Source organism: Dactylosporangium sp. CA-152071 (assembly GCF_050936335.1).
Classification (GTDB): domain Bacteria; phylum Actinomycetota; class Actinomycetes; order Mycobacteriales; family Micromonosporaceae; genus Dactylosporangium; species Dactylosporangium maewongense.
This window is the reverse complement of the sequence record NZ_JBNJMZ010000001.1, coordinates 2455519-2473215: the sequence shown is the minus strand read 5'-3', so window position 1 is coordinate 2473215 and position 17697 is coordinate 2455519. Positions and strand designations below refer to the sequence as shown.

General features: G+C 75.2%; 13 protein-coding genes. 6 read left to right on the top strand and 7 right to left on the bottom strand.

Annotated elements, in window-relative coordinates; all coding sequences use genetic code 11:
- Positions 1 to 38: 38 nt before the first annotated feature.
- The 3 genes from ACQEVZ_RS10805 to ACQEVZ_RS10795 all read right to left on the bottom strand — a co-directional run bounded on the left by ACQEVZ_RS10805 (position 39) and on the right by ACQEVZ_RS10795 (position 5891).
- Positions 39 to 965: a DUF3488 domain-containing protein gene (locus ACQEVZ_RS10805; protein ID WP_433364775.1), complete on the bottom strand. Its 927-nt coding sequence runs from the start codon at positions 963 to 965 to the stop codon at positions 39 to 41.
- Positions 962 to 3775, bottom strand: coding sequence for a BTAD domain-containing putative transcriptional regulator (locus ACQEVZ_RS10800; RefSeq protein ID WP_433364772.1), 2814 nt, complete (start codon positions 3773 to 3775; stop codon positions 962 to 964). Before ACQEVZ_RS10800 ends, ACQEVZ_RS10805 begins: the two co-directional genes overlap by 4 nt.
- A gap of 304 nt (positions 3776 to 4079) precedes the next feature.
- Positions 4080 to 5891 (bottom strand): BTAD domain-containing putative transcriptional regulator, encoded by a 1812-nt coding sequence (locus tag ACQEVZ_RS10795; RefSeq protein ID WP_433364769.1) that lies wholly within the window; start codon positions 5889 to 5891, stop codon positions 4080 to 4082.
- A 242-nt stretch (positions 5892 to 6133) separates the two neighbouring features.
- Here ACQEVZ_RS10795 and chrA point away from each other — a divergent pair, with 242 nt between their 5' ends.
- Genes chrA through ACQEVZ_RS10780 form a run of 3 tightly spaced genes read left to right on the top strand, consistent with a single transcriptional unit; the run spans position 6134 to position 8408 of the window.
- A complete protein-coding gene (gene chrA, locus ACQEVZ_RS10790; RefSeq protein ID WP_344509445.1) occupies positions 6134 to 7261 on the top strand; it encodes a chromate efflux transporter in 1128 nt (375 codons plus the stop codon).
- A gap of 14 nt (positions 7262 to 7275) precedes the next feature.
- Positions 7276 to 8019: an ArsR family transcriptional regulator gene (locus tag ACQEVZ_RS10785; RefSeq protein WP_433364765.1), complete on the top strand. Its 744-nt coding sequence runs from the start codon at positions 7276 to 7278 to the stop codon at positions 8017 to 8019.
- Positions 8019 to 8408, top strand: coding sequence for a VOC family protein (locus ACQEVZ_RS10780; RefSeq protein ID WP_433364762.1), 390 nt, complete (start codon positions 8019 to 8021; stop codon positions 8406 to 8408). Before ACQEVZ_RS10785 ends, ACQEVZ_RS10780 begins: the two co-directional genes overlap by 1 nt.
- Positions 8409 to 8536: 128 nt before the next feature.
- On the opposite strand, the gene ACQEVZ_RS10775 is transcribed toward ACQEVZ_RS10780, so the two are convergent.
- Complete coding sequence (locus tag ACQEVZ_RS10775) at positions 8537 to 8854, bottom strand: hypothetical protein (RefSeq protein WP_344509451.1); 318 nt, start codon at positions 8852 to 8854, stop codon at positions 8537 to 8539.
- Positions 8855 to 9208: 354 nt separating this feature from the next.
- Here ACQEVZ_RS10775 and rox point away from each other — a divergent pair, with 354 nt between their 5' ends.
- Complete coding sequence (rox, locus tag ACQEVZ_RS10770; RefSeq protein WP_433364757.1) at positions 9209 to 10675, top strand: rifampin monooxygenase; 1467 nt, start codon at positions 9209 to 9211, stop codon at positions 10673 to 10675.
- An 86-nt stretch (positions 10676 to 10761) separates the two neighbouring features.
- Here rox and ACQEVZ_RS10765 read toward each other — a convergent pair whose 3' ends face one another.
- Genes ACQEVZ_RS10765 through ACQEVZ_RS10755 form a run of 3 tightly spaced genes read right to left on the bottom strand, consistent with a single transcriptional unit; the run spans position 10762 to position 12824 of the window.
- Positions 10762 to 11604 carry an isocitrate lyase/PEP mutase family protein gene (locus ACQEVZ_RS10765; RefSeq protein WP_433364754.1) on the bottom strand — a complete coding sequence of 281 codons (843 nt, stop codon included), beginning with the start codon at positions 11602 to 11604 and terminating at the stop codon, positions 10762 to 10764.
- Between the two features lie 20 nt (positions 11605 to 11624).
- Positions 11625 to 11978 carry a VOC family protein gene (locus ACQEVZ_RS10760; protein WP_433364751.1) on the bottom strand — a complete coding sequence of 118 codons (354 nt, stop codon included), beginning with the start codon at positions 11976 to 11978 and terminating at the stop codon, positions 11625 to 11627.
- A gap of 27 nt (positions 11979 to 12005) precedes the next feature.
- Positions 12006 to 12824, bottom strand: a complete 819-nt coding sequence (locus ACQEVZ_RS10755) for a MerR family transcriptional regulator (protein WP_433364748.1) — start codon at positions 12822 to 12824, stop codon at positions 12006 to 12008.
- 84 nt (positions 12825 to 12908) lie between these two features.
- On the opposite strand from ACQEVZ_RS10755, the gene ACQEVZ_RS10750 reads away from it, so the two are divergent.
- Both ACQEVZ_RS10750 and ACQEVZ_RS10745 read left to right on the top strand, forming a co-directional pair.
- Entirely contained in the window at positions 12909 to 15440 is a 2532-nt protein-coding gene (locus tag ACQEVZ_RS10750; RefSeq protein WP_433364745.1) for an AAA family ATPase, read from the top strand.
- A 74-nt stretch (positions 15441 to 15514) separates the two neighbouring features.
- Complete coding sequence (locus tag ACQEVZ_RS10745) at positions 15515 to 17365, top strand: ABC transporter ATP-binding protein (RefSeq protein ID WP_433376720.1); 1851 nt, start codon at positions 15515 to 15517, stop codon at positions 17363 to 17365.
- Positions 17366 to 17697 lie beyond the last annotated feature (332 nt).

Genomic DNA, 17697 nt, shown 5'->3' with positions numbered 1-17697 from the left:
CACGCGCCCCTGGTGCCGCCGTCGTGCGGAAGAAACTGTTATCCGGCGGGCCCGGTTCCGGTCTGTTGTGCGCGAAGGGGGCGTCCGCGGGCGCCCGTGGCAGCGCGCGACGGACCGGGAGCAGGCAGTGGACACAGCGGCACGACACGACGACGAGCTCGCGGCGGCCCGCGACGGGGACCGGGCGGCGATGCGGGAGCTGGCCGCGCGGTTCCTGCCGCTGGTGTACAGCGTGGTCGGTCGAGGCCGATGCCGGGCAGCGCGAAGGGGACCAGCGGCACGAGGACGGCGAGACCCACCCCGGCGGCACCGAGCCGCCGCCCGGCCGCGGCCAGCGGCGACGGCGTCCGCGGGCCGACGCTGCCGAGCCGGCGGCCGAACCGGTGGATCCGGTCGACGCTGTCGGTGCCGAGCAGCCACAGGAAGCCCGCGGCGCCGAGGACGAACGGCAGCCAGCTGGTGCTCGCGCTGCTCGCGGTGACCGGCACGGCGTAGACGGCCAGCATCGGCAGCCCGGCGAGGGCGGGTTGGCGCTGCACGACCGCGAGCTGGTCGACGAGGAGCGCGACGGCGGCGACGCCGAGGACCGCCAGGAACATGAGGCCTTCGCGGTCGGTGACCGGCGGCGCGAACCTGGCCAGGTCGGCGGCGGCGGTCCGCAGCAGGTCGCGGAAGTGGGCGAAGGTGCCCGGTGAGGGGAGGATCCCCGCGTACTCGTGGCCGCTGCGGAACGACCAGGTCAGGACGAGCAGGCCGGCGAGCGCCATGGCCGGGGTCGGCGCCCAGGACGGCGCGCGGACGCTGCGCACGAGCAGCCCGGCGGCGCACATCGCGGCCACGACGAAGGCGGCGTGCAGCGCCCAGGTGGCGTTGTTGAAGAGCGTGCCGACCGGCAGCGCGGCCAGCAGCGTCGAGACGGCCGCGACCAGGGTGAGCCGCCGCGGCGCGCGGTGGTGCGTCGTCATCCGGTCACCCCCTGGGGCAGCCGCGCGGCCAGCTTGGCGCGGATCTTGTCGGCCGCCGGGTGGGTCAGCTCGTCGTAGATCTTCATCGCCTTGCGCCACTCGGCCTGCGCGGCCGGCAGGTCGCCCGAGTCGAAGAGGGCGTCGCCGAGCCGGTCGCCGATGCCCGCCTCGTTGGGGCTGTCGGCGAGGGCGTGGGTGAGGGCGACGGCGCGGCGGTAGCAGGCGACCGCGTCCGCGAACGCGCCCATGCGGTGGTGGGCGTAGGCGAGCGTGTCCAAGGTCGCGGCCTGCCCGTGCCGGTCGTCGATCTTCTGCTGCAGGGCGAGCGCCTGCCGGCAGTGCCCGACCGCCTGGCCCGGGTCGCCGAGCTCGATGTGGTACCAGGCGGACGCGTTCAACGCGTAGGCGAGGCTGGAGGGCCGGTCGGTCGTGCGGTACAGCGCGAGGGCCTGCTTGGCGTGGTCGAGCGCCGCCGCGTTGTCGCCCTGCGCCTCGTGCACCTCGCCGAGGTTCAGGTGGGTCGCGGCCCGGCCGACGGGGTCGTCGAGCCCGCGGAACAGCTCCAGCGACGCGGTGAGGGCGGCGTGCGCGTCGTCGTAGTTGGCCAGCGCGAGGTGGCCGCGGCCCAGGACCCGCTGCAGGTGCGCCTCGCCGTGCCGGTCGCCGCAGCGGTGCGCCGCCGCGAGCGCGACCCGCTGGGTGGCGATCCAGTCGTGGTGGCGGCCCTGCCGCTGGAAGAAGTTCGTGAGCGTCCAGGCGATCTGCCAGGCGAGCGAGTCGAACCCGGTCGTGGCGGCCGCGTGGACGGCGGCGGTGAGCACCGGATACTCGGCGGCGAACCACCGGCTCGCGGCCGCCTGGTCGGCGAGCGCGGGCGGCACGACACCGGCGGACGGCGGCGCCGGCTCGGGGACGCGCACCTGGAACGGGTGCTGGAGCGTGGTCGCGGCGAACGCGGTGTGCAGGTAGTACTCCAGCAGCCGCCGCGTCGCCGCGGTGCGCTCGCCGGCCGGGTCCTTGGCCGCCAGCTCGGCCGCGTACCGGCGCAGCAGGTCGTGCGCGGCGAACCGGCCGGCGGCCGGCTCGGTGAGCAGGTGCGCACGGACGAGGTCGGCGAGCAGCGTCCTCGCCTCCTTCACCGGCACGCCGAGCAGGCTCGCCGCGGCCGGCGCACTGATGTCCGGGCCGGGGTGCAGGCCGATCAGCCGGAACAGGCGGGCCGCCGCGTCGCTCAGGGTGCGGTACGACGAGGAGAACACGGCCCGCACGTCGCCGCGGGTGTCGCCGACGTCGAACTGGTCGAGGTCGTCGCGCAGCTCGGCGGCGAGGTCGGCGAGCGGCTGGTGCGGGCGCAGCGCGGCGCGCGCGGCGACGATCGCCAGGGCGAGCGGCAGGCCGGCGCAGGCGGCCACGATCTCGTCGACGGCGGAGGGCTCGGCGTCGAGGCGGGCGCGGCCGAGCCGCCGGGCGAGCAGGCGCGTCGCCTCCCCGTAGGTCAGCAGGTCGAGCGGGACCGGCTGGGCGCCCTCGGCGGCGATGAGCCCCGCGAGGTTGGTCCGGCTGGTGACGACGACGAGGCAGCCGGGGCCGCCGGGCAGCAGCGGCCGGGCGTGGTCGGCGTCGCGGGCGTTGTCGAGCACGATGAGGATGCGCCGGCCCGAGGTCAGGCTGCGGAACAGCGCGGTCTGCGCGGCCAGGTCGGCCGGGACGCGCCGCGGCGGCACGCCCAGCGCGTCGAGGAACCCGCGGACCGCCTGGGCGGGCGTGACGACGGTGTCGGCGCCGCCGAAGCCGTTGAGGTCGGCGTAGAGCTGCCCGTCGGGGAAGCGGCCGGCGACGCGGTGCGCCCAGTGGACGGTGAGGCTGGTCTTGCCGACGCCCGCGGTGCCGGTGACCGTGGCGAGGACGACGGCCTCCTCGAGGATCGCGTCGAGACGGTCGAGCTCGGCCGTGCGGCCCGTGAAACTGTGCAGGTCGAGGGGGAGCTGCGCGGCGGCCGGGACCGGCGCGGCGGGCTGCGGCGCCGGGGTTTCCGGGGCGCCGGCCTGCCGCAGCAGCCGGGCGTGCAGGTCGCGCAGCTCCGCGCCCGGCTCGGTGCCGAGGTCGTCGACGAGTTTGCGGCGGATTCTGGTGTACCGGTCGAGCGCCTCCGCCTGGTGCCCGCTCTCGTGCAGCGCCTCGATGAGGGCTGCGGCCAGGGACTCGGCGTAGGGGTGCTCCGCGGCCAGCTCGGTCAGCGGGCCGATGAGCGGCTCCACCGCGCCCGCGCCCCCGCCTCCACCTGCGCCGTCACCTCCGCCTTGGCCGAGTCGCAGCGCCGCCTGCGCCCAGGCGACCGCGGCGTCGAGGCGCTGCTGGCGCCAGCTCTCGCGCATGCGCTCGGCCCACGGGCCGGCCACGTCGGCGAGCGGCGCGCCCCGCCACAGGTCCAGGGCCTGCCGCAGCGCCGCGACCCGGGCGGTGTCGGAGGTTCGCGGGTCGCGGGCTTGCTCGGCGAGGGCCCGGAACCGGTGCAGGTCCACGGCCTCCGGGTCGACGTCGAGGACGTAGCCGCCGGAGCGGCGGACCAGCGGCGACGCGCCGCCGTCCTGCAGGGCGCCGCGGAGCCGGGCGACGTACACGTACAGCGCGTGCCTGGCCCGGTCGGGCGCGTCGTCGGCCCAGACCCGGTCGATGATGGTCTCGATCGGCACGAGCCGGCCGGCGTCGGCGGCCACCGCCGCGAGCACCAGGCGCTGGCGCGGCGGCCCGGCGTCCAGCCGCCGGGTGGCGGTCCACGCCTCGATCGGTCCGAGCAGCCGGAACTCCATGGACCTCCCCGTCCCCCGTTGTATCGACGATGCCGGTCCGGCGTATCGACGCATCCTACGGCAGCTGCCATCGGCGCGGAGACCGCCGGCGCGGCATCGGGGGAGGTGGACGGCTGTGCGTGCGGCCGCCGGCAGGATCGGCTGCCCGGGTCTCGCGGGGCGACGGCCCGACGACGGCGTCGTGCGTCTCCGGCTGCTCCGGCACCCGCCGCCTGACCGGCCAGGGCTGGATGTCCGGCGGCCGGTTCCGGCGGGGGCTTACGGACGGAGCGGGTCCAGGGCGGATACAACGTCCCCGGCACCGCTATACATCGGCCGGGGCCATCTGCGCGGCGAACAGGCGGACGAGGTCTCCGGCACGGTGGCCGCCGGTGCCGTCGGCGGTGACGAGCCGCGCGTCGACCAGCTCGTCGAGCGCGTCGCCGGCCCGGTCGGGGCTGAGCGTGGACGCGGCGGCGAGGTCGTGCGTCGTCACCGGCTGCGGCAGGCCGGCGAGGGTCCGCAGCGCGTCCATCGCGGCCGCGCTGACCGTGGCGCAGCGGGCGGCGAGGCTCTCCCGGATCGACAGGTCGTGCGCGCGCAGCTCGTCGAGGCGGCGCTCCGGCGCCCGCAGCCGCCGGGCGCACGCGGCCGCGGACCGGTCCGGGCGGCCCAGCAGCCGCGCCACGACGATGCGCAGCGCCGCCGGCAGGCCCTCGCAGTGGGCGGCGACCTCGTCGAGCGCCACCGGATCCTGCGCGGGGCCGAGCGAGCCGAGCAGCAGCGCGACGGCGTCGGACCGGGACAGGGGGTCCAGCGGCACCAGCGCGACACCGTCGATCGTCGGAAGCGGCCGGCTGGCGGCGATCACCGCGAGGCACCCCGGGGCGGCCGGCAGCAGCGGCCGGACCTGCGCCACGTCGTCGACGCCGTCGACGAGCAGCAGCACCCGGCGGCTCGCGAGCGCGGTCCGCAGGCGGGCGGTGCGGGCGGCGAGCCCGCGCGGGACCGTCTCGTCTGCGACGCCGAGCGAGTGCAGCAGGTGCGCCGCCGCCGCGGCCGGGTCGGCGGTGCCCAGCCGCACGAAGAGCTGCCCGTCCGGGTACCTGTCGGCGAGCAGGTGCGCGGCGTGCACGGCGAACGCGGACGCGCCGACGCCCGGCGGCCCGGAGACGCAGACGGCCCGGGCGCCGGTGGCGACCGCCGAGAGGACGGCGTCCACCGCCGGCTCGCGCCCGACCAGCACCGCGGGGCCGGGCGGCAGCTGCCGCGGCGGTTCCGGCCGCGGCCGGTGCGCGGGGACCGGGAGCGCCGCGAAGGCGGGCGTCCCGGGATGCGCCGCGAACGGCTGGCACGGCGCGGTCTCGTCGAGCGCCGGGTCGCGGGCCAGCATCGCCGCGTGCAGGCGCCGCAGCTCCGGGCCCGGGTCGACGCCCATCCGCTCGCGCAGCGCGGCCCGCGCCTCCAGGAAGCAGTGCAGCGCGCCGGAGACGTCGCCGGCGCGGTACAGGGCGCGCATCAGCTGCCCCCAGGTGCGTTCGCGCAGCGGGTGCTCCACGACGGTGCGCCGCAGCTCGCCGATGAGGACCTCGTGGTGCTGCAGGGCGAGCCGAGCGTCGACGAGGTCCTCGACGGTGCGCAGCCGCTCGTCGTCGACCGCGGCGAGGCGCTGCCCGAGCCCGCCGGGCCGGGGCAGGCCGACGCCCGCGTGGTCGTCGCGCCAGCACGCGAGGGCGGCGATGAGCCGCTCGACCGCCCGCGACGCGTCGCCGGCCCGCAGTGCCGCGCGGCCCTGCGCGGCCAGCTCCGTGAACTCGGCCAGGTCGAGCTCGCCGGGCTGGACCGCGATCCGGTAGGCCCGCTCCTGGCCGAGCAGCCGCGAGCCGGCGACCGTCTCCGGGTCGGCGAGCAGCTTGCGGACGCGGACCGCGTACGTGCGGACGTTCGCCACCGCCGAGCGGGGCGGTGCCTCGTCCCACAGCGCGGCGACGAGCCGGTCGACCGGGACGAGGCGGTTGGCGTTGAGCAGCAGCGCGGCGAGCAGCGCCTGCGGCTTGCCGGCGGGCAGCTCGACCGGGACCGCACCGGAACGAACCGTGAGCTGCCCGAGGATCTGGAACGAGAACGACATCGGCATCCCCGTGGTCGTAACGCGCGCCGGCCGGGACCGGCGCGCGTTCCCCCGATGACCCACTGGGACCAGTGGTCACCGGCGATGTTGCCGCGGGGACCCTGCCGAAACCCTGCGGGAACCTCAACGCCCTGGTCAGCCCGTTCTTTCGGGGCCTGACGACCTCGCCGCCGGGGGTGGCCAGCCGACCGCGGCCGGCGGCCGTCGGGGGCAAGTGCATCAAACTGGACTGGTGTATGGTGCTCGTCGTGGACCCTCAGGTCGGACTGCTCACCGTGCTCAAGGAGTGGGGGCGGATCGGCTGCGTCGGCTTCGGCGGCCCGCCCTCGCACATCGCGCTGCTGCGGCAGCTGTGCGTGGACCGCCGCCGGTGGCTGGACGCGACCGAGTTCGAGGACGCGGTCGCGGCCTGCAACCTGCTGCCCGGCCCGGCCTCGACCCAGCTCGCCATCTTCTGCGCGTGGCGGGTCCGCGGGCGGGTCGGCGCGCTCGTCGGCGGGGCCGCGTTCATCGTGCCGGGCCTCGTCCTGATCCTCGCCCTGTCCGTGCTGTTCCTGGCCGGGTCGCCGCCCGCATGGGTGCGCGGTGCCGGGGCCGGCGCCGGCGCGGCCGTCGCGGCGGTCGCGGTCCAGGCCGGCTGGAGCCTCCTCCCGGCGAGCCGGCAGCGGGCCTGGCAGTCGGGCAGCAAGGTGCGCTGGGTGCTGTACGTCGCCGTCGGGATCGTGGCCGCGGCGACCCTCGGCCCGTGGCTCGTCCTCGTCCTGCTCGCCTGCGGCGTGCTGGAGGCCGCGCTCACCGTCGCCGGCACCCGGCGCGCTCCCGGCCTGCCGCTGCTCGCCGCGGCCGGCGCGGGCGGGGGAGTGCTGCTGTCGATCGCCTGGGTGGCGCTGAAGGTCGGCGCGCTGTCGTACGGTGGCGGCTTCGTCATCATCCCGCTGATGCGGGCCGACGCCGTCGACCGCTTCCATTGGATGACCGACGCGCAGTTCCTCAACGCGGTCGCGCTCGGGCAGATCACGCCGGGCCCCGTCGTGCACACCGTCGCGGTGGTCGGCTACGCCGCGGCGGGCATCGGCGGTGGCGTGCTCGCCTCGGTCGTGGCGTTCAGCCCGTCGTTCGCGTTCATCCTGCTCGGCGCGCACCGCTTCGACCGCCTGCGGGGCGACGCGCGGGTCCGGGCGTTCCTCGACGGCGCCGGCCCCGCCGCCATCGGTGCGATCCTCGGCTCCGCGATCCTGCTCACCGCCGCGCTGCGCGAGCCGTGGCAGTTCGCCGTCCTCGCCGGCGCCGCGGTCCTGCTGCTGCCGCTGCGCCGGGGCGTGGTTCCCACCCTCCTCATCGCCGCTGCGATCGGCGTAACCATCAGTTTGATTTGATGTATTATGAGTTCATGGAGGATTCACCACCGGGCGTGCTGCGCCTGGCCGGGCATCCCGTGCGGTGGCAGCTGCTGCGGGAGCTGTCGCGCAGCGACCGGCAGGTCGGCGAGCTGGCGGCGCTGGTCGGCCAGCGGCAGAGCCTGACCTCCTACCACCTCGCCCAGCTGCGCTCCGGCGGGCTGGTCCGGACCCGGCGCAGCTCCGCCGACAAGCGCGACACGTATTACAGCCTCGACCTGGTCGAGTACCGCGCGCAGCTCGCCTCGGCCGGTCTCGCGTTGCACCCCGGCGTGCGCCTCACCCCCGCGGAGCCGCCGCCGTCCTTCCCCCGCACCCCCGTCCGCGTGTTGTTCCTGTGCACGGGCAACAGCTCCCGTTCCCAGATGGCCGAGGCGCTGCTGGAGCGGCTCGGCGGCGGCAGGGTCCGGGCCGCCAGCGCCGGCAGCGACCCCAAGCCCGTGCACCCCGAGGCGGTCCGCGTCATGCGCGCCGCCGGCATCGACATCGCCGGCCGCCACCCGAAGCACCTGAGCGTCTTCGCCGACGAGCCCTTCGACCACGTGATCAGCCTGTGCGACCGCGTCCGCGAGCTGCGCCCCGCGTTCGCCGGCGCGCCCGCCCTCGCCCACTGGAGCCTGCCCGACCCGGCGACCTCGACCGAGCCGTCGCCGTTCGCCCGCACCGCCGAAGACCTGACGACCCGCATCACGTTCCTGCTGCACGCCATCGACAGCACCCTCGAAAGGTCGCAGTGATGAGCCTCGAACTGAAGGATCTGGTCCACGTCCGGTACATGGTCGGCGACGTCCCGGCCGCCGCCGCGTTCTACACCACCCACCTGGGCTTCACGGTCAGGACCGACGCCGCGCCTGCCTTCGCCGACGTGGTCCGCGGCCGGCTCCGCCTCCTGCTGAGTGGCCCCGCCAGCTCCGCCGGCCGCCCCCTGCCCGACGGCGCGGTGCCCGGACCCGGCGGCTGGAACCGGATCCATCTCCTCGTCGACGACCTCCCCGCCGAGGTCGCCCGCCTGCGCGCCGCCGGCCTCACCTTCCGCAACGACATCGTGAGCGGCCCCGGCGGCCACCAGATCCTCCTGCAGGACCCGTCCGGCAACGTGATCGAGCTGTTCCAGCCCGCCGCCTGACCGGCCGGGCGGCCGGCACGCTCCTGCGCCACGACCGGGGCATCGTCACCACCGGCTCGGCCAGCGCGGGTCGCGTCGCGAGGGGTTTCCGCGTCGGTGCCCCCTCGCGACGCCATCTGACGTGCCGTCTACTCGGGTGCGGACCCCAGCGCCTCGACCAGCGGGTTGCCGTCCTCGATCGGCGCGTCCAGCTCGAGCCGCCGCAGCACGTCGATGTACGCGGCCGGCGGCGCCCCGTGCTGCAGCCCGAGCGTGATCGCCGTGGCGAGCGCGTCGGCCAGCCCGGCCAGCTCGGACCCGTGCACCCCCGCCCGCAGGTCCACCCGCCGCAGCGTGCCGTCCATCCCGTGCCCGGTCGTCATCGCCCCGGGCACCCCGCCGATCGTGAACTCCACCGTGCACCCGTCCGCCCGCCGCTCCCGCGGCCCCGGCACCACACCTGCCATGGCTCCACCCCGTCCGGATTCCGTGCCGGCCCCCGACGACCGGCGACGCCCCGAACCGTAGGACACCGCCCGCCCGGACGACAGCACCGACACGACCCGACTTCGAACACCAGATCGACACGCCGCGCGACACGCGGACGGCCCGCGGTCGGTCCGGGTGTCGCGGCCGGAATGGACTGGACGGGATGAGGATCGGGCTTGTACCTTGCTGCTGTCCGTGACGCCGCCCAAGGAGGTGAGACCCATGAACGCTGTATCGAAGTGGGTGCTCCCCCTTGCCGTCACGGCCGGGCGATTGACGTAGGTGTCGCCGGGAGCGCCCCGCCAACCAGGCACTCCCGAAAGGCAACACCTATGAACGCTGCACAGTTCCCCGACTCCACCCCCGGCCGCCCGCCGCTCACGTTCGACGTGATCATCGCCGGGTGCGGCCCGGCCGGCGCGATGCTCGCCGCCGAGCTGCGGCTGCACGACGTGCGGGTGCTCGTCCTGGAGAAGGAGACCGAGCCCACGTCGTTCGTCCGCATCGTCGGCCTGCATGTCCGCAGCATCGAGCTGATGGCGATGCGCGGGCTGCTGGAGCGCATCGCCGAACGCGCACGGCGGCGGCCGGCGGCCGGCTTCTTCGCCGCCATCGACAAGCCCGCGCCCGCGGACCTGGACACCGCGCACGCCTACCTGCTGGGCATCCCGCAGCCGGTCATCGTGCACCTGCTCGAAGCACACGCGGTCGATCTGGGCGCGCAGGTCCGGCGCGGCTGCGCGGTGACCGGCCTCGAGCAGGACGGCGAGGGCGTGACCGTCGAGCTGGCCGGCGGGGAACGGCTGCGGTCGCGCTACCTCGTCGGCTGCGACGGTGCGCGCAGCACCGTGCGCAAGCTGCTCGGCGTCGGCTTCCCCGGCGAACCCTCGCGGACCGACACGCTGATGGGCGAGATGGAGGCGGCCGCGCCGCCGGAGGAGATCGCCGCCAAGGTGGCCGAGGTCCGCAAGACCGATCAGCGGTTCACCTTCGGACCCTTCGGCGAGGTCTATCGCGTCGTGATCCCCGGCGCGGGAGTCAGCGAGCGTGCGGAGCCACCCACCCTCGAGGACTTCCAGCGCCAGCTGCACGCCATCGCCGGCACCGACTTCGGCGTGCACTCCCCGCGCTGGTTGTCCCGCTTCGGCGACGCCACCCGACTCGCCGAACGGTACCGGGTCGGGCGGGTGCTGCTGGCCGGCGACGCGGCACACATCCATCCACCCATCGGCGGGCAGGGCCTCAACCTGGGCGTTCAGGACGCCTTCAACCTCGGCTGGAAGCTGGCCGCGCAGATCCGCGGCTGGGCGCCCGACACGCTGCTGGACACCTACGAGACCGAGCGGCATCCGGTCGCCGCGGACGTGCTGGACAACACCCGCGCCCAGATGGAGCTGTTCTCCACCGAGCCGGGCCCCCAGGCACTGCGCAGGCTGCTCACCGAGCTGATGGACTTCGACGAGGTGAACCGCCACCTGATCGAGAAGATCACCGCGATCGGCGTCCGCTACGACTTCGGCCCGGGCCCCGACCTGCTCGGCCGCCGCCTGCCCGACCTCGACGTGCAACAGGGCCGCCTGTACGACCTGCTGCACCGCGGCCGCGGCCTGCTGCTGGACCGCACCGGCCGCCTGACCGCCGGCGGCTGGTCGGACCGGGTCGACCACCTCGGGGACCCCACCGCGGCGCTGGACGCCCCGTGTGTCCTGCTCCGCCCCGACGGCCACGTCGCCTGGGTCGGCGACGACCAGCAGGACCTGGACGACCACCTCGCCCGCTGGTTCGGCAAACCCGCCTGATCGCGCTGATCTGAATGCGGCGCGTTGCCGCGGCCCGTGCCTGCGGCGCTGCCGCGGGCGCGTCGCAGCGGCGCGCCCGCGGTGGCCTACGGACGGCGGAAGAGGTCGTTCAGGTCGGACTGGGAGAGCTGGGTGTCGGCATACGTGAAGGTGCCGTGCTCGGCCAGCTCGCGGGCGGCCCGACGCAGGTGGTGATACATGGCGCGGGCGACGCTGCCGCCGACGGTGACGCGGCGGACGCCGAGGTCGCGCAGGGCGGCCAGGGACAGGGTGCCGCCGGTCAGGCCCATGACCACGTTGAGCGGGCCGGTGAGCTCGCGGACCAGCGTGCCGATCGTGGCCGGGTCGGCGGCGCCCGGCACGAACGCGCAGTCCGCGCCGGCCGCCAGATAGGCATTGGCCCGGTCGACGGCGTCGGTGAGGGTGCCGCCGACGATGAGCGCGTCGGTGCGGCCGACGAGGACGAACGGCTCGCCGGAGGAGGAGACCGCGGCGCGGGCGGCGCGGATCCGCTCCACGGCGAGCGCCCGGTCGTGCAGGGGCCGGGCCCGCGAGCCGGTGAAGTCCTCGATGTTGCCGCCCGCGGTGCCGGCGGCGACTGCCATCGAGATGGTGGCCGCGACGTCCTCCGGGGAGGTGCCGAAGCCTTCCTCGAGGTCGGCGCTCACCGGCACGTCGACCGCGGCGACGATCTCGCGGACCCGGTCGAGCATCGTGGTGCGGTCGAGGCGGGCCCCCGGACCGTGGTCGGCGAAGAAGTCGTGGTCGGGCCGGCCGAGGGAGAACGCGATCCCGGCGCTGGTGGTCGCGATGGCGGGGAAGCCGGCGGACTCGAGGACCCGGGCGCTGCCCGCGTCCCACGCGTTGGGCAGCAGGAAGCAGCCCTCCCGGTGCAGGTCCACGAACCGCTGCCGCCGGTCCCCGTCCATCGCGAACCCCCTGAAGACGATCAGCTGGCGCCGATGTCGAAGAGGTTACCCTCGGGGTCCGACAACGTCGTCCAGACGGCGCCGTACTCGTTGAAGTCGCCGACCTGCTTCGCGCCGAGGCCGACGGCGCGGGCGACGGCGCCGGGCAGGTCGGCGGTGTGCAGGTCGAGGTGGATGCTGTTCTTGCCCGGGGTCTTGTCGGAAACCTGGATGAACATGAGGACGGGCTGGGCGCCGGTCGAGCGGCCCACGGTCGCGAAGAACGGGGTCGCCTCCGGGTCGACGGCGCGGTCCAGCAGCGCGGCGTAGAAGCCGGCGAGGGCGCCCGCGTCGGCGCAGTCGATGGTGACGTGGGCGATGGCGAGGTCGGTCATGTGCTCTCTCTCCTGAGGAAACGAAGGTCAGGCGGAAATCGGCCAGCAGATCTCGGTGCGGAACTCGGCCGGGTCGGTGGTCTCGTCGGGTCCGACCAGGTAGACCTCGACGATCGGGTCGGGCAGGGCGGTGTCGTGGGACGCGACGTGCAGGCCGAGCCGGCCGTACGTGATGTCGCAGTCGGCGAACGGGCCGTTGTGCACGGCGACGGCGTAGCGGGCGGGCGGCAGGGTCGCGAACCGGTCGTCGCCCGCCCGCACCACGTCCGCCGAAACAGGCACGAAGGCGACGACCTCCCCGATCTCGCCCTCGAAGAACTCCGCGGAGTAGGTCGCGCCGGCCGGGCCGGCCGGATCGGTGCCGAGCGCGGCGAGCGTCGCGTACAGCTCGGGGAAGACCCGCCCGCACCAGTCCGTCACCTCGGTGCGGGTGATCCGCGCCGACACCCGGAGCACGGGCGAACCCGCCGACAGCCGGTGCCGGACCGGCAGCTCGGGCTCGGGCCCCAGCAGGCGGCGCAGCGACAGGACCACGTCGCGGGTACGGGTGAGCTCGGCCTCCATCCGGTCCAGGTGCCGGGCCAGGGCCTCCTGCCGCGCGGACGGGTCGGGCTCGGCGAGCACCCCGCGGATCTGCGCGATCGGCATGTCGAGGTCCCGCAGCCGCCGGATGAGGTGCGCGTCGTCGACCTGCCCGGGCGCATACCGCCGGTAGCCGGTGTCCTCGTCGATGCCGTCCGGCACCAGCAGCTCGATATCGTGGTAGTACCGCAGCGTCTTCGCGCTGAGATGGCACAGCCGCGAGAACTCGCCGATGGTGACGCCCGGTGTCATGCCCCGTGTCATGCCATTGAGTGAACCTGTTCCAGTAGGTGGAAGGTCAAGCTTCTCCGCATATGCTGTCGGGTATCGATACAGATGGAGGCCTCCATGGAGGGAGCGCCACTGCTGTCCGCGAAGCTCACCAGGCCCGAGCCGGTGGACCGGGCGCTGCCGCGTGAGCAGCTCATCGACTTGTTGTGGAGCCTGACCGACCTGCCGGTCACCGTGGTCACGGGGCCGGCCGGATCCGGCAAGAGCCGCCTGGTCGCCGCGTGGGCCGACGACAGCCCGGGCTGGGACTCGATCGCGTGGCTCACCGTCGACCAGGACGACCGGGCCCAGCCGGCGCGCCTGTGGCAGCACCTGCTGGCGGCCCTGCGCGGCGCCGGGGTGCTGCTGCCCGCGGCGCTGCTGGACCTGACCACCGCGCCCGACCACGCGGCGGTCACCGAGCTGGCGGCCGTCCTCTCCCACCAGCAGCACTCGATCGTGCTCGTCCTCGACGACGCTTGCTGGCTCGACGCGGAGCAGCTGGGCGAGATCGAGTTCCTGCTGCGGCACGCGCAGAGCCACCTCCGCCTGGTGCTCGTCGGCCGGCACCGGCCACGCTTCCCGCTGCACCGCTACCGGCTGACCGACCAGCTCAGCGAGCTGCGCTGGTCCGAGCTGGCGCTGGACGCCGGCGAGGTGCGGGCGCTGTTCGCGCTGCACGGCGTCGACCTGACCCCGGACGCGCTCGCCGACGTGATGGAACAGACCCAGGGCTGGCTCGCCGGGGTGCGCCTGTGTGCGCTGGCGATGGCGGACGGCTCCGGGGTGCCGGCGCTGGCCGGGCACGACTACGTCGTCGACTACTTCACCGGGGAGATCCTTGACCGGTGCACCCCGCGACGGCGGCGCCTGCTGGCCGGGGTGGCCCGCCTGGACACGTTCACGGCCGAGCTCGCCGCGCTCGTGGGTGGCGTCGAGGAGGGCGACGTCATCGCCGACCTGGAGGAGGCCGGCGCGTTCCTGGAGACGGTGAGCGAGGCGCAGGGCACCTACCGCCTCCACCCGCTGTTCGGTGCCGTGCTGCGCGACCGGCTTCCGCTGCCGCCCGCCGCGGCCAGGACCGCCGGGCTCGTCGCGGCCCGCTGGTCCGCCCGGCACGGTGACCTCGCCGGCGCCGTCGGGCACGCGGCGGCCGTCGGCGCGTGGGAGGACGCGGCCCGGTTCGTCGTTGACGACCTGGCGGTCGGCGAGGTCATCGTGGACGGGCCCACGGGCCGGCTCACGGCGCTGCTCGCCGGGATGCCCGCCGAGCCCGACACGCCCGAGGGCGTGATCGTCGCCGCCGCCCACGCGATCTCCCACAGCGACCACCTGAGAGCCGAGCGGCTCCTCAGCGGCAACGCCTGGCTCCCCGGCCCCGACGCGCCGCTGCCGGTCCGGCTCGCCGCGTGCATGGTCCAGCAGTCCGTCGCCTACGAGACCGGCGACGCGGAGCGGCTCGACGCGGTCACCGGCGCCGCGGCGCGGCTGCTGCCGCAGGTCGACCCGGGCAGGATCGCCGTGCGGCCGGAGCTGTGGGTGTTCGTCCTGTCCGGCGTCGCGACGGCGCACCTGCGGGCCGGCAGGCTCGACGAGGCCGCCGGGAGTTTCGCCGCGGCGATCCGGGCGGCCCGCAGCGAACGGTGCGGCGGCCTTCTCGCGTACTGCACGCAGCATCTCGCCTTCACCGAGGCGCTGCTGGGGAGGCTGCGGTCGGCGTACGACACGGCCCATCGCGCATCCGACGTGGTCGCGCGCACCGAGGCGCTGAACCGGGGCCCGCGGCACATCGCCGACCTCGCGCTCGCGTGGGTGGCCGCCGAACGCTACGACACCACCGCCGCCTGGCGTCACCTGCGCACCGCCGAGGAGGGGCTGGCCACCGACATCATGCCGCGGGAGAGCGCCTACGCGGCCACCCTGACCATCGTGCGGTCCAGGCTCCTGCGCGCCCGCGGCGAGCTGCCCGCGGCGCTGTCGGTCCTGCGCGGCGCGCCGCCGGAGACCTCGGCCCGCCTCTGGGTGCGGCACGAGCTGGATCTCGCCGAGTCGCGGGTCCTGGTCGCGATGGGCCGCCACGAGGAGGCCCGCACCGCCCTGGCCCGCCTCGACCAGGAGCGGCCGGAGGCGACCCTGGCCCGCGGCTCGGCGCTGCTCGCCGCCGGCGGCCCGCAGCCCGCCGTCGAGTGCGCCCACCAGGTGCTGTGCCTGCCGGGCCTGCCGGTCGGCGTGCTCGTCGAGGCATGGCTGCTGCTCGCGGCCGGCACCGCCCGGCAGGGCGACCACGAGCGCGCCGCCGAGGCGCTGCGGACCGCCGTCGGGTTCACCGTCGACGACGGCGGCACCCGCGCCCTCCACGAGGCCGACGGCGTCGTGCGCCAGCTGCTGCGCCGGCACGCGACGGCGGCGGATCCCGTGCCCGGTTTCAGCCTCCGGCAGGCGGAGGTGCTGCGGCACCTCGCGGCGCTGACCCCGACCGAGGAGATCGCCGAGCTCATGGACGTGTCGGTGAAGACCGTGCGCACCCACATCCGGGAGGTGCTGCGCAAGGTCGACGCGTCCAGCCGCGCCGAGGCGGTTCGCCGCGCCCGCGACCTCGGCCTGTTGTAAACCGATTGGACCTGAACCCCACTCCAGGTCGTACGGTGGCGGACGTGAGCATGGAAGTCACCGCCTGGAACCAGATGTACCAAGCCATCCACGCGACCCAGGACCGGCGGCCGTTCTCGGTCGCCACGCTGCGCCGGATCGCCGCGTTCGCCCGCCCGCACAAGGCCCGGCTCGCCGGGTTCCTGTCGCTGAGCGTCGTGACGGCCCTTCTCGCGGTCGCCACGCCGGTGCTCGCCGGCCGGGTCGTCGACGCGATCGTCGGCGGCGGCTCCCGCGACACCGTCGTCACCCTCGCGGTGCTGATCGCGGCCATCGCGCTCGTCGAGGCCGGCGTCGGGCTGCTCGCCCGGCTGCTGTCGGCGCAGATCGGCGAGGGGCTGATCCTCGACCTGCGCACCACCGTCTTCGACCACGTGCAGCGGATGCCGGTCGCGTTCTTCACCCGCACCCGCACCGGCGCGCTCGTCAGCCGGCTCAACAACGACGTCATCGGCGCGCAGCGCGCCTTCAGCGGCACCCTGTCCGGCGTCGTCAGCAACGTCGTCACCCTGTCGCTGACGTTCGCGGTGATGGTGAGCCTGTCGTGGAAGATCACGCTGCTCGCGCTGCTGCTCCTGCCGGTGTTCGTGCTACCCGCCCGCCGGATGGGCACCCGGCTCGCCCGCCTGCAGCGCGAGGCAGCCACCCACAACTCGGCGATGAGCACCCAGATGACGGAGCGCTTCTCCGCACCCGGCGCCACCCTCATCAAGCTCTTCGGCCGGCCCTCCGACGAGTCGGTGGAGTTCGCCGCCCGGGCCGGCCGGGTCCGCGACATCGGCGTCCGCACCGCGATGAACCAGACCGTGTTCATCACCGCGCTGACCGTCGTGTCCTCGCTCGCCCTGGCCCTCGTCTACGGCATCGGCGGCGTCGCGGCCCTCGCCGGCCAGCTCGACGCGGGCGCGGTCGTGGCGCTCGCGCTGCTGCTCACCCGGCTGTACGCGCCGCTGACCGCCCTCGCGAGTGCCCGGGTGGAGGTGATGAGCGCCCTGGTCAGCTTCGAACGGGTCTTCGAGATCCTCGACCTGCGCCCGCTCGTCGCGGAGAAGCCCGACGCCCGCGAGGTCCCACCCGGCCCGGTGTCCGTCGAGTTCTCCTCAGTCCGCTTCGGCTACCCCTCCGCCGACAAGGTGTCCCTCGCCTCCCTGGAGGAGGTCGCCTCCCTGGACACCCGCGGCGGCGTGGAGGTCCTGCACGACGTCTCGTTCAAGGCCGAGCCGGGTCAGATGATCGCCCTGGTCGGCTCGTCCGGCGCCGGGAAGTCCACCATCGCGCAGCTCCTGCCGCGCCTGTACGACGTGGACAGCGGCACCGTCCGCCTCGGCGGGATCGACGTCCGGGACCTGTCCTTCGACGCGATCCGTGCCACCCTCGGCATGGTCACCCAGGACGGGCACCTCTTCCACGAGTCGGTGCGGGCCAACCTGCTGCTGGCCCGGCCGTCGGCGACCGAGGACGAGCTCTGGACGGTCCTGCGCCGGGCCCGCCTCGACGACCTGGTCGCCTCCCTGCCCGACGGCCTCGACACCGTCGTCGGCGAGCGCGGCTACCGCCTCTCCGGCGGCGAACGGCAGCGCCTCACCATCGCCCGCCTGCTCCTGGCCGGTCAGCAGGTCGTCGTCCTCGACGAGGCGACCGCGCACCTCGACTCGACGTCGGAGGCCGCGGTACAGGCCGCGCTCGCCGAGGCCCTCAGCGGCCGGACGGCGGTCGTCATCGCGCACCGCCTGTCCACCGTCCGCGCCGCCGACCTCATCCTCGTCGTCGAGGCCGGCCAGATCGTCGAACGCGGCACCCACACATCCCTGCTCGCCGCCGGCGGCCGTTACGCCGAGCTCTATTCCACCCAGTTCGCCGACACCGACGACCAGGTCCGCGTCTGACCCGACCCCCTGACGCCGGCCAGCACCTCGGGCGCCCTACCCGAGACACACCTGGCACCACGACCCGGCCCGCCTCCATCCGGCGCGCCGCCGGGGGCGTTGCTGGATGCGTAGCTGGCCGGGCTCGCCCGGGCACTCGACGACTACTGACGACGTGCCGCCCGCCCGGTATCGAGGCGGGCGTCGCGCCATGCCCCCGGCGGCCGATGAGGCCCTCACCCCTGCGGCTCCCATCCCGCGGGCGACGCACGCTCGACTGATCCCACGGCCAGGAGCAGTCCGGGGAATGGGTGTTCGATGCCCGGCATCGCCGCTTGACAGGCAACCCGTCC